The following is a 12,301-nucleotide window of genomic DNA, read 5'->3' as shown; positions in this document are numbered from 1 at the left end:
TTTTCAGCATAACTACAAAGGAGTCGGGATGAGTTCGCAATCCCAGGCCAAATCCCCGGAAGCCTTACGTGCAATGGTTGCCGGAACGCTGGCCAACTTTCAGCACCCAACCCTGAAGCACAATCTCACCGCATTGAAAGCCGTGCACCACGTCGCATGGCTGGACGACAGTCTGCACATTGAACTGATCATGCCGTTTGTCTGGCGCAGCGCGTTTGAAGTATTGAAAGAAGAAACCAGCGCTGAGCTGCTACGCATTACTGGCGCGAAAGCCATCGACTGGAAGCTGTCGCATAACATCGCCACCTTGAAACGGGTGAAAAATCAGCCGGGCGTTAACGGCGTGAAAAACATTATTGCGGTCAGTTCCGGCAAAGGCGGGGTAGGGAAGTCGTCGACGGCGGTCAACCTTGCGCTGGCGCTGGCGGCGGAAGGGGCGAAAGTCGGTATTCTGGATGCCGACATCTATGGCCCGTCCATTCCGCTGATGCTGGGGGCAGAAAATGAGCGCCCGACCTCGCCGGACGGTACCCATATGGCGCCGATCATGTCTCACGGCTTAGCCACCAATTCGATTGGCTATCTGGTCACAGACGACAACGCGATGGTCTGGCGCGGCCCAATGGCCAGCAAGGCGCTGCTGCAACTGTTGCAGGAGTCGCTGTGGCCGGACCTGGATTATCTGGTGCTGGATATGCCGCCAGGCACCGGTGATATTCAGCTGACGCTGGCGCAGAATATTCCGGTAACCGGTGCGCTGGTGGTGACCACGCCGCAAGATATCGCGCTTATCGATGCGAAAAAAGGCATCGTCATGTTCGAGAAAGTGGAAGTTCCGGTGCTGGGCATTGTGGAAAACATGAGCATGCATATTTGCAGCAACTGCGGTCATCATGAGCCAATTTTCGGTACTGGCGGTGCGGAAAAACTGGCGCAGCAGTACCATACGCAACTGTTAGGCCAGTTGCCGCTGCATATTACGTTGCGTGAAGATCTGGATAACGGTACGCCGACTGTCGTGAGCCGCCCGGATAGCGAGTTCACGGCTATTTACCGCCAGCTCGCCGGGCGCGTTGCGGCGCAGCTTTACTGGCAGGGAGAGGTGATCCCCGGCGACATCGCCTTCCGCGCAGTGTAAAACAGACAGCCGGGCGGTTTATGCCGCCCGGCTGTCATCGTTTTACTGCCATTCATCACTTCAGCATCATCACTTCAGCACATAGTGCAGCAGCAAATAATCCCCTTGTGGCGAGGCACCCTGCGCTTCGATATGCCAGCCGTGGCGTTGATAAAACGCCAGCGCTTTTTTATTCAGCAACAGGCATTTCAGCGATCCGGTATGGGTAAAGGTCGATTGCACATGCCTGAGTAATGCACTGCCAACGCCCTTGCCCTGTGCATCCGGGTCAATAAACAAGTTATGCAGGAAGTTGTCGTTCTCGTAGACCGAGGCGAACCCAAGACGGTGCCCTTCCTCTTCGGCGACCCACACCGTTTCGCCCAGCACAGCGGCATCGAAATCTTCCAGCTGCCAGTCACTGCCATCGAGCCACGTCCAGCCGCTTTTGCGGGCACGCAGATAAAGAGTACGTAAAAACGGCCTGTCACTTTCTTGCCAGCGGCGAATAATCAAACCAGCCCCTTACTTAGCGGTGATAGAAGATATCACCATTATAGGCTTTAAGAATTTTGCCGTCGGTATCGGTGATCAGCACATAGTTGCCGCCCATATAGGTCCAGTGGCTACCCGCATCTGGTGCTGGCAGGTTGCGTAACTGCCACTGTTTAATGTTGTACTCCTGACTGCGGTACATCTCCGGCACCGTATCACCGATGTTAAACTTGGTGAAATCGGCCACGAACTCCTTCACCTCGTAGGATTGCGGCCCACTAGCCAGTGTGGTCTGCGATTCGGCAAAGGCAGAAGTTGCGGTTGCCAACAGCGCGCCCAGAAGCATCATTTTTGTTTTACGCATACTCTCTCCAGGTTGTTCTTATCCATTTCACGCGGTTGCATAAATTAGCATGCCATCATTGCCGTTAACTTACGGGGGAGCAACAACGAAAAAATAACGCTTTGGTAAAAAGTGTAAGCAAACCCAGGAGAAAGCAGGAAAAGCGAACAGCAATTTCCGCTATCCGCTTGTAACCTTTGGGAATAATCCTGGCATCCCGTCAGTCCGTAAAGCCTTCCAGCACGATTTTACCGACTGCACGCTGGCTTTCGAGCAGGGCATGGGCTTTACGCAGATTAGTCGCATTGATGGCACCAAAGTGTTCCCCGAGCGTCGTTTGTAATACACCTTCGTCAATCAACGCGGCGACGCGTGTCAGTAACCGGTGCTGGGCAATCATATCGTCCGTGGTAAACATCGACCGGGTAAACATAAACTCCCAGTGCAGGGACACACTTTTTGCCTTCAGCGGCAGTGCATCAAGACTGTCGGGATCATCAATGAGCGCCAGCTTGCCTTGCGGTTTCAGGGCATTAATCAATTGCTGATAATGGTCCTGCGTGTTGGTAAGGCTGGCGACATGCGTCACCTCTTTTATGCCAATCCGTGCCAGCTCTTCGGTCAGTGGCTTGCTGTGATCAATCACATGATGAGCACCGCGCTCCAGAACCCATTGCTGGCTGGCGGGGCGTGAAGCGGTTCCAATCACCGTCATGCGCGTCAATTTGCGCGCCAGTTGGGTAATGATTGAGCCGACGCCGCCTGCCGCGCCAACGATCAGCAGTACATCCCCTTCGTTGCCGTTTTCGCGAATGCCAAGCCGGTCAAACAACATCTCCCAGGCGGTGATAGCGGTTAACGGCAGGGCCGCGGCAGAGGCGTTATCCAGCGTTTTGGGTTTCAGCGCTGTAATCCGCTCATCCACTAGTTGAAATTCGCTGTTACTGCCTGGCCGCGTTAATGCCCCGGCATACCACACTTCATCGCCCGGTCGAAAAAGCGTGACAGCTTCTCCCACCTCTTTCACCACGCCGACGGCGTCCCAGCCCAGCACGCGAGGCGTTTCGGCATTGAAACCGGCGCGCACTTTAGTATCGACCGGGTTAACAGAGATGGCTTTCACCTCCACCAGCAGGTCATGGCCGCTGGCCTGCGGCTGCGGCAGTTGGATATCGTTCAGGAAGGCCAGGTTGTTACCGTTTGGGGCCGCGTGGGTAATGGCGATTGCTTTCATAAATACTCCGTTAATGCGTTATTTATCTCAGTGCCGGTAAGGGTAGACAACGCCGTCATGATGAAAAACCCGTAAAACGGAGCAGCACTTATCCTTAAGCAGTGAAAATCGCCACAGCCTGTAGCGCAGCCGTAGCCGGGAATGGCAGGCCACCGAACATCCATTGCTTCGCCACTGCGCCCGATCCTTGAGCGACAGGGGGCCATCAGCGGATATTTATCAACGCCAGATTATCTGCCATCGCCTCTTTTTGGGCTCCCTTGTATTCGCCTGCACATTCCCTTACTCTGCTGACCGGGACGCACTGTCCCTTTGACTCGGGGTGCCCTTCGTATGAAGGCTGAGAAATACCCGTACCACCTGATCTGGATAATGCCAGCGTAGGGAAGTCAGATGCCTGCCCGGCATCCCTTCTTCACGCCGGGCAGGAGCGAATTTATGCAACCTGACCTGCTTGATCGTGCGCAGACCGCGCATGTGTTACAGCAATTCCGCCGCCGTTTTCCCCTAGTGCACTGTATGACCAATGACGTGGTTCAGACTTTTACAGCCAATGTGCTGCTGGCTTTGGGCGCGTCGCCCGCGATGGTGATTGAACCCGAAGAGGCACAGCAGTTTGCAGCGATTGCCGATGCGTTGTTGATTAACGTCGGTACCCTTACTCGTGATCGTGCCGAAGCAATGCGCGCGGCCATCGACAGCGCGCAGGCAGCAGATACGCCGTGGACGTTAGATCCTGTTGCCGTCGGCGCGCTTACTTACCGAACCTCTTTCTGCGCACAACTCCTTACTTTGCACCCTGCGGCGATCCGCGGGAATGCCTCGGAAATTCTTGCCCTTGCCGGAATGAGCAGCGGCGGGCGCGGCGTCGATACCACGGACACCGCCAGCGCAGCGTTACCCGCAGCGCAAACACTGGCAAGGCAGACGGGCGCTGTCGTTGCGGTGAGTGGCGAAGTGGATTACATCACTGACGGGCAACGCACCCTGATGGTCACCGGTGGCGATGCGATCATGACGCGAGTAGTGGGCACTGGCTGCGCATTGTCGGCTGTTGTGGCGGCCAGCTGCGCGCTTGCTGGCGATCGGCTGGCGAATGTCGCCGCGGCCTGCGCGTTGATGTCGCAAGCCGGGAGCCAGGCGGTGGCCCGCAGCGAAGGACCCGGCAGTTTTGTGGCGGCCTTCCTTGATGCGCTGCATTCAGCAGGGGCAGATGCATGAAACGTATTAACGCACTGACTATCGCTGGCACCGATCCCAGCGGTGGCGCGGGAATTCAGGCTGATTTAAAAACCTTTTCTGCACTGGGGGCGTATGGCTGCTCGGTGATCACCGCGCTGGTGGCGCAAAACACCCGTGGCGTGCAATCGGTTTATCGTATCGAACCGGATTTTGTGGCAGCGCAACTCGACGCCGTGCTAAGCGATGTGCGCATTGATAGCACTAAAATCGGCATGCTGGCAGAGACGGACATCGTCGAAGCGGTGGCAGAGCGGCTGCGGCACTATCAAGTGCGTCATGTTGTGCTGGATACGGTGATGCTTGCCAAGAGCGGCGATCCGCTGTTGTCGCCATCGGCGGTGTCGGCGCTGCGGCAGCATTTACTGCCGCAAGTTTCGCTTATTACGCCTAATTTGCCGGAGGCGGCAGCGCTGTTGGAGGCGCCGCTTGCAGGTAGCGAACAGGAGATGCATGCGCAGGGCGAAGCGTTATTGGCGTTGGGCTGTGAAGCGGTGTTGATGAAAGGGGGCCACCTTAACGACGCCGAAAGCCCGGACTGGTTATTCACCCGTGATGGCGCGCAGCGTTTTACCACCCCGCGCGTGATGACGAAAAATACCCACGGCACAGGATGCACGCTCTCGGCTGCACTGGCGGCGTTACGCCCGCGTCATGCCAACTGGGCGGCCACTGTCGCCGAGGCGAAAGGGTGGCTAACAGCGGCGCTGTTACAGGCGGACTCGCTGGAGGTCGGCCATGGCATTGGGCCGGTGCACCACTTCCATCAGTGGTGGTAAACCGGCATACGAAACGTGCCAGCAGATTATGCTGAAAAAGTGCGCTCGCGGTGGAAAATCGCGCACAGGAAGACCAGGATTATTGCTGCCCATCGTCAGATGGGTAAGGACAATCCATTTCGCCCTGTGCGAAGCTTACGGGAGCATAGCTATGACTGATATTGTGCAGTTACTTGGCAAAGACGCCGACAGCCTTCTGCAACACCGTTGTATTACCATCTCCGCTGATCAGCTCTATCTGCCGGGGGAGGATTACGTCGATCGCGTGATGGTGGATAACAATCGCCCGCCTGCGGTGCTGCGTAATATGCAGACGCTGTATAACCACGGGCGTCTGGCTGGCACCGGGTATCTGTCCATTTTGCCTGTCGATCAGGGCATCGAACACTCTGCGGGCGCGTCGTTTGCGGCGAATCCGCTCTATTTCGATCCGAAGAATATTGTCGAACTGGCGATTGAAGCTGGCTGTAACTGCGTCGCGTCGACCTACGGCGTGCTGGCTTCAGTTTCCCGTCGTTATGCGCACCGCATTCCGTTCCTGGTTAAACTTAACCATAACGAAACGCTGAGTTACCCCACCGAGTATGATCAGACCCTGTACGCCAGCGTCGAGCAGGCGTTTAATATGGGGGCAGTGGCCGTTGGCGCGACAATCTACTTTGGTTCACAGGAGTCCCGCCGCCAGATTGAAGAGATCTCCGCTGCTTTTGAACGTGCTCACGAACTGGGCATGGTGACTGTGTTGTGGGCCTACCTTCGCAATTCTGCCTTCAAAAAAGAGGGCGTCGATTACCATGCCTCCGCCGATTTGACCGGCCAGGCGAACCACATTGCCGCTACCATCGGCGCTGACATTGTGAAGCAGAAAATGGCGGAAAATAACGGCGGCTATAACGCGGTGAATTTCGGTTACACCGATGAGCGCGTTTACAGCAAGCTGACCAGCGACAACCCAATCGATCTGGTGCGCTATCAACTGGCGAACTGCTATATGGGCCGTGCTGGGCTTATCAACTCCGGCGGCGCGGCAGGGGGCGACACCGACATGAGTGATGCCGTGCGCACGGCGGTCATTAATAAACGTGCGGGCGGCATGGGGTTGATCCTCGGCCGTAAAGCCTTTAAGAAATCGATGGCCGATGGCGTGAAGCTGATTAACGCCGTACAGGATGTTTACCTCGATCCCAAAGTCACCATTGCCTGATGGACGTTATCCCCTCTCTCGCAGAGGGGATAATGCTTTAAAACAACGCCTTAATTGCCTGAATTCTCCTTCCCGATCTTCATCACATTTCCGTAACCTTTTGTGAAAAATGTCACGCATCCTTGTGCGTATGCCCAGAAAATGACCGCCGCTTAGCGGAGATTGTCCGAGGATACGGCGTATTTTTGTGCATATATTTTGTAATGAAACAGCTTTTCAAAAACACCAAGGATCCATGATGAAAATTGAATCTGTAAATGTCACCGTCTTTCAGCACCCAACGCGACGGGTTTCCGACAGCGCCGGGCACTCTCATCCCGGCCCGGAGACGCAGGCGAAAATGGCCATGCTGACCATTACTGCAGACGATGGCAGCAAAGGGTATTCGTTTGCGCCGCCGGAAGTGGTGCGTCCCTTTGTCCTTAATGCGTTTTTCCGCAAAGTGATGGTGGGTCAGGATCCGTTTAACCGTGAACGCATCTGGCAGGATCTGGTGCACTGGCAGCGTGGCAGCGCTCATCAGCTGACCGAACGCGCACTGTCTTTTGTCGAGCAGGCACTGTGGGATTTGATTGGCCGTAAACTCAATATGCCCGTTTATAAATTGTTGGGTGGCTACCGCGATAAAGTCCCGGCCTATGGCAGCACCATGTGCGGCGATGAACTGGAGGGCGGGCTGTCGACCCCGGAAGAGTATGCCGCGTTTGCCGAACAACTGGTGGCCCGGGGCTATAAAGCCATCAAACTGCATACCTGGATGCCGCCCGTCAAATTCGCGCCAGACCCAAAAATGGACGTGAAAGCCTGCGCCGCGGTGCGTGAGGCGGTAGGGCCGGATATCGATTTAATGATTGATGGCTATCACTGGTACAGCCGTACCGAAGCGCTCTACATCGGCAAGGCGCTGGAGAAACTCAACTTCGCCTGGTTTGAGGAGCCGATGGAAGAGGAGAGCATGTCCTCTTACGCCTGGCTGGCGGAAAACCTGTCGATTCCCGTCATCGGGCCGGAAAGCCTGGGAGGTAAGCATCACAGCCGCGCCGATTGGGTGAAAGCGGGGGCCTGCGACATCCTGCGTGCCGGGGCGAATGGCGTAGGCGGTATCTCGCCGACGCTGAAAGTCGCCAACCTTGCCGAATCGTTTGGCATGGATTGTGAAGTCCACGGTAACGGGGCGGCAAGTCTGGCGGTAATTGGTGCTATCCGTAACTGCCGTTGGTATGAGCGCGGGCTGTTGCATCCGTTCCTGGATTACGACCAACCGGCGGCCTACCTCAATAGTCTTGTCGATCCGATGGATGAGGACGGTTATGTCCATCTGCCACAGCGCCCCGGGCTCGGTGAAGACATCAATTTTGCCTATATCGAAGCCAATACGCTCAGCCACGACTGACCCATAACAATAGCCCGGAAGCACTGACTTTCGGGCCACGCAAGCCGGTAAGGCAGTAGCCATCTGGCAAAACGTACCCTACAAACGGTAGACAAAGATGAAAAAATCCTCGCTTGCCGGAGCGTGTCTCGTTGCGCTCTCGCTGATGATGGGGAGTGGAGCGGCGCGTGCAGCGACACCGCCCGACCAGCTCATCATTGGCATGAACATGAACAACCTGCTGACTCTCGATCCGGCGGCCATGACCGGCAACGAAGTGGTCGGTATTGTGGTTAATCTTTACGACTCGCTGGTGGAACTGGATCCGAACGAACAGACCAACGTCAAACCGGCGCTGGCAGAGTCGTGGGCGATCAGTCCGGATGGCAAAACGCTGACCTTTCATCTGCGCAAAAACGTCAAATTTCATTCCGGGAATCCGCTGACCTCAGAGGATGTGGTGTGGTCGATGCGCCGTTTGCTGCATCTTAACCTTGCGCAGGCCTCGGTATGGAAATCTTACGGTTTCAGTAAGAAAAATATTGATGACCAGATTTCCGCCCCGGATGCCTACACGGTACAAATTCGTCTGCCTAAGGCCAACGATCCGCAACTGGTGATTTATTCACTGGGCGCGCTGGGTAATCTGGGGGTGCTGGACAGCAAAACGGTGCAAAGCCATGCCGTGAATAATGACTGGGGCAACCGCTGGCTGACCACCAATGAGGCGGGATCCGGCCCCTTTATGCTGGAAACCTGGCAGGCAAAAGATGTCCTGCGTATGAAGCGCAACCCGGGCTACTGGCGTGAAGCGCCGAAGCTCAGCCGCGTGGTGCTGCGCCACTTCCAGGAGTCGCAAACCCTGCGTCTGATGCTGGCGAAAGGCGATCTGGATATCGCCAACAATATGGCGGTGTCCGATATCAATGCGCTACGTAAAGACCCCAATGTCACGGTAGAAGCGGTGCAAAAGGGCACGGTGTATTACGTGGCGATGAGCATGAAAGAGCCGCATTTTGCTAACCCGAAAGTGCGCGAAGCAGTGCGTTACCTGATTGATTATCAGGGCATAAATAAAGCCTTGATGCCGGGTTACGGTGTGCTGCATCAGCGCCCTATTAAAGCGGGTATGCCCTCGACCTTGCCAGATCCTGGGTACCGGCTGGATATCCCCCGCGCTAAAAAGTTACTGGCAGAAGCCGGTTATCCGGACGGTTTTGATACCACTCTTCGGGTACTGGCCGATCAGCCGTTTTTGAATATCGCCATTGCCGTGCAGTCGACACTGATGCAGGCAGGGATCAACGCCAAAATCGTCACCGGCACTGGCAACCAGATTTACGGTGCGATGCGTGAACGGAAATTCGACATGCTGGTCGGTCGCGGCGGCAGCGGCGTTGAGCCGCACCCCCATTCAAGCCTGCGCGCGCTGGTCTATAACCCGGACAACAGCGATGAAGCGCGGCTGACCAATTTTCAGGGCTGGCGTACCAGTTTTTATGACAAGCCGCTGAATGAGATGATCGACAAGGCCCTACTGGAGCGCGACCCGGAGAAGCAGAAAACCGACTATCAGCAAATCCAGTTGCGGTATGACCAGCTTATACCGGCCCTTATCCCGTTGTCGCAAATGGTGGATTCGGTGGTAGTGCGTAATGACGTGAAAAATTTCCAGTCGCACCCCTCGGCAACCACCTTCCTGCGCGAAGTCTATAAAAGCCCGTCTACCGGAGGAGAGAAAGGATGAGTACGCTGATACTTGCGCCTGGCTCGCGGGCCAGACGTCTGTCAAAACGGCTGACGCAGGTTATTGTCACGCTGTTTGGTTTATTGCTGCTGACGTTCTTTATCGGCCGGGTAATGCCTGTCGACCCGGTTCTGGCGATTGTCGGCCCGGATGCGGATCAAAGCACCTACCAGCAGGTCTACCAGCAGTTAGGTTTTGATAAGTCGCTGCTCACTCAGTTTGGCATTTACCTGAATAATCTCCTGCATGGCAACCTGGGGAATGCACTGCTGACCGGTAAGCCCGTGCTGGACGACATTGTTCGTGTCTTCCCGGCGACGCTGGAACTGGCAACGATGGCGATTCTCGTGGGGGCGGGTTTAGGGATCCCGCTCGGCGTGCTGGCCGCCGCCCGCCGTAACAGTCTCTCTGACTATGTGGTGCGCATTATCAGCCTGGCAGGTTATTCCACACCGATTTTCTGGGTCGGCATGATGGGGTTGCTGCTGTTCTACGCCTGGCTGGGGTGGGTTGGCGGTGCCGGGCGGCTGGATCTTGGGCTGGACGGTGTGGTGCCGCGTCGCACCGGGCTTATGACCGTCGATGCGTTGCTGGCGGGCAATGGTCAGGTGTTCTGGAATGCGCTCAACCATCTGGTGTTACCTGCTTCGTTGCTTGGTTTTCATTCGCTGGCGTACATCAGCCGTATGACCCGTAGTTTTATGCTGGCGCAGCTGTCACAGGAGTTCATTATTACCGCGCGGGTGAAAGGGCTGACCGAGCGGCAGGTGATCTGGAATCACGCCTTTCGCAATATCCTGGTGCAGTTGTTAACGGTGGTGGCGCTGGCTTATGGCGCATTGCTGGAAGGGGCGGTATTGATTGAAACCGTCTTTTCCTGGCCGGGGTTTGGCTCTTACCTGACCGGCAGCCTGCTGCTGGGTGATATGAACGCGGTGATGGGCTGTGTGCTCCTGGTCGGGGTGATCTTCGTGCTGCTCAATCTGCTCTCCGACATGCTGTACCAACTCTTTGATCCGAGGACGAAATCATGACGGTCTCTTTTGATTCGCCGGTTTCTTCTGCCCGCCATGAGCGTCGTGTGCGGCTGAGAAAGCGCGTCGGACGCGCGGCGGGTTTTGTTGGCAAAATGGCGCGTAATCCGCTGACCGCTATCGGTGGCGGCATTGTTTTGCTGCTGCTCATTGTGGCGCTCTTTGCGCCGTTTATCGCACCCTACAACCCGTTGGTGCAGGATCTGGACAGCGCGCTTTCGCCACCCAGCGCCGCGCACTGGTTCGGCACTGATGAGTTCGGGCGCGATATCTTTAGCCGGCTGGTTTATGGCTCGCGGATTACGCTCTACATCGTGTTGCTGGTGTCCGTTACCGTGGGCCCGCTCGGCCTGCTGCTGGGCGTTACCGCCGGTTACTTTGGCGGCAAGGTCGATACGATCCTGATGCGCGTGACCGATATCTTTATCTCTTTCCCAAGCCTGGTGCTGGCGCTGGCGTTTGTGGCGGCACTTGGCCCGGGTCTTGAGCATGTGGTGATTGCCATTACACTCACCGCCTGGCCGCCAATTGCGCGTCTGGCGAGGGCCGAAACACTGTCGTTGCGGCAGGCCGATTTTATTTCAGCGGTACGCTTGCAGGGAGCCTCGCCGGTGCGGGTGCTGTGGCATCACATTGTGCCGCTCTGTCTGCCGTCGGTGATTATCCGTATCACCATGAATATGGCCGGTATCATCCTTACCGCCGCCGGATTGGGCTTCTTAGGACTGGGGGCGCAGCCGCCGGATCCGGAATGGGGCGCGATGATCTCCAGTGGGCGCACTTACATGATGGAGTGCTGGTGGGTAGTAACCATTCCGGGGCTGGCGATTTTAATCAACAGTCTGGCGTTTAACTTCTTGGGAGACGGATTACGTGACATCCTCGATCCTCGCAGCGAATAATTCGCCGCTTCTTGATGTGCAAAATCTGCATGTCGACTTTGTCAACGGCCAGGCAGTCACGCATGCGGTGCGTGGTGTCTCTTTCACGCTTGGGCGGGAAAAACTGGCGATTGTTGGTGAGTCCGGTTCCGGAAAATCTACCGTCGGGCGGGCATTACTGCGTCTGCACCCGGCAAAAGCGCGCATTCATGCCGACAGCATGCAGTTTGGCAATATCGACCTGTTGAAAGTGGATGAAGCGCAAATGCGCGGCATTCGTGGCAAACGGATTTCGATGATTATGCAGGATCCGAAATATTCGCTGAACCCGGTAGTTTGCGTGGGCGACCAGATTGCCGAAGCCTGGTTAACGCATCATCCGGGTAAGAAAGCTGACGCAAAGGCCAAAGTACTTGAAATGCTGGATGTGGTGCGTATTCGCCAGCCAGAGCGTGTTTATCATCTCTACCCGCACGAGATCTCGGGCGGTCAGGGGCAGCGCATCATGATTGCGATGATGCTGATCACCGACCCGGAACTGGTCATTGCTGATGAGCCAACCTCGGCGCTTGATGTCTCTGTGCGCTTGCAGGTGCTGGGATTGCTGGATGATCTGGTCCAGTCACGCGGCCTTGGGCTGATTTTCATCAGTCACGATATCAACCTGGTGCGCAGTTTTTGTGACCGGGTGCTGGTGATGTACGCCGGGCGTGTCGTGGAGTCCATTGCGGCGAAAGACTTAGATCAGGCGCAACACCCCTATACGCAGGGGCTGATCCACGCCCTGCCGGAAATTCATCATCGCCGCCCGGTACTGCCGGTGTTGCAGCGCCAGGCCAGCTGGCTGGGCGAATAA

The 12,301-nt window shown here is 56.3% G+C and carries 12 protein-coding genes and 1 riboswitch; of the genes, 9 read left to right on the top strand and 3 right to left on the bottom strand.

Features of this window, described 5'->3' with window-relative positions:
* Nucleotides 1-28 precede the first annotated feature (28 nt).
* The gene (gene apbC / locus RTX30_RS06015) at nt 29-1,138 is read left to right on the top strand and encodes an iron-sulfur cluster carrier protein ApbC (protein ID WP_312687814.1); all 1,110 of its coding nucleotides are present in this window, start codon (nt 29-31) and stop codon (nt 1,136-1,138) included.
* A 69-nt stretch (nt 1,139-1,207) separates the two neighbouring features.
* Here apbC and RTX30_RS06010 read toward each other — a convergent pair whose 3' ends face one another.
* The 3 genes from RTX30_RS06010 to RTX30_RS06000 form a co-directional block, all read right to left on the bottom strand.
* Complete coding sequence (locus RTX30_RS06010) at nt 1,208-1,633, bottom strand: GNAT family N-acetyltransferase (protein WP_312687812.1); 426 nt, start codon at nt 1,631-1,633, stop codon at nt 1,208-1,210.
* A 13-nt stretch (nt 1,634-1,646) separates the two neighbouring features.
* Entirely contained in the window at nt 1,647-1,976 is a 330-nt protein-coding gene (locus RTX30_RS06005; protein WP_312687810.1) for an RcnB family protein, read from the bottom strand.
* A gap of 199 nt (nt 1,977-2,175) precedes the next feature.
* Nucleotides 2,176-3,189, bottom strand: a complete 1,014-nt coding sequence (locus tag RTX30_RS06000) for a zinc-binding alcohol dehydrogenase family protein (protein ID WP_312687809.1) — start codon at nt 3,187-3,189, stop codon at nt 2,176-2,178.
* Between the two features lie 308 nt (nt 3,190-3,497).
* Nucleotides 3,498-3,593, top strand: a riboswitch (TPP riboswitch).
* Between the two features lie 34 nt (nt 3,594-3,627).
* Here RTX30_RS06000 and thiM point away from each other — a divergent pair.
* The 8 genes from thiM to RTX30_RS05960 all read left to right on the top strand — a co-directional run bounded on the left by thiM (nt 3,628) and on the right by RTX30_RS05960 (nt 12,301).
* Complete coding sequence (thiM, locus tag RTX30_RS05995; RefSeq protein WP_312687808.1) at nt 3,628-4,410, top strand: hydroxyethylthiazole kinase; 783 nt, start codon at nt 3,628-3,630, stop codon at nt 4,408-4,410.
* Nucleotides 4,407-5,207, top strand: coding sequence for a bifunctional hydroxymethylpyrimidine kinase/phosphomethylpyrimidine kinase (thiD, locus tag RTX30_RS05990; RefSeq protein ID WP_312687806.1), 801 nt, complete (start codon nt 4,407-4,409; stop codon nt 5,205-5,207). The genes thiM and thiD overlap by 4 nt, the downstream gene beginning before the upstream one ends.
* Before the next feature lie 151 nt (nt 5,208-5,358).
* On the top strand, nt 5,359-6,411 hold the full coding sequence (gene fbaB, locus RTX30_RS05985; protein WP_312687803.1) for a class I fructose-bisphosphate aldolase: 1,053 nt from the start codon (nt 5,359-5,361) through the stop codon (nt 6,409-6,411).
* A gap of 238 nt (nt 6,412-6,649) precedes the next feature.
* Nucleotides 6,650-7,804 carry a mandelate racemase family protein gene (locus RTX30_RS05980; RefSeq protein WP_312688216.1) on the top strand — a complete coding sequence of 385 codons (1,155 nt, stop codon included), beginning with the start codon at nt 6,650-6,652 and terminating at the stop codon, nt 7,802-7,804.
* Nucleotides 7,805-7,901: 97 nt separating this feature from the next.
* Nucleotides 7,902-9,530 (top strand): ABC transporter substrate-binding protein, encoded by a 1,629-nt coding sequence (locus RTX30_RS05975; RefSeq protein WP_312687800.1) that lies wholly within the window; start codon nt 7,902-7,904, stop codon nt 9,528-9,530.
* A complete protein-coding gene (locus RTX30_RS05970; RefSeq protein ID WP_312687797.1) occupies nt 9,527-10,564 on the top strand; it encodes an ABC transporter permease in 1,038 nt (345 codons plus the stop codon). Before RTX30_RS05975 ends, RTX30_RS05970 begins: the two co-directional genes overlap by 4 nt.
* Nucleotides 10,561-11,466, top strand: coding sequence for an ABC transporter permease (locus tag RTX30_RS05965; RefSeq protein ID WP_312687795.1), 906 nt, complete (start codon nt 10,561-10,563; stop codon nt 11,464-11,466). The genes RTX30_RS05970 and RTX30_RS05965 overlap by 4 nt, the downstream gene beginning before the upstream one ends.
* A complete protein-coding gene (locus RTX30_RS05960; RefSeq protein ID WP_312687793.1) occupies nt 11,438-12,301 on the top strand; it encodes an ABC transporter ATP-binding protein in 864 nt (287 codons plus the stop codon). Before RTX30_RS05965 ends, RTX30_RS05960 begins: the two co-directional genes overlap by 29 nt.

The sequence above is a fragment of the Kosakonia sp. genome (assembly GCF_032052965.1).
Classification (GTDB): domain Bacteria; phylum Pseudomonadota; class Gammaproteobacteria; order Enterobacterales; family Enterobacteriaceae; genus Kosakonia.
Note: the sequence above shows the minus strand (reverse complement) of the source record. Positions and strands in the feature narration are given on the sequence as shown.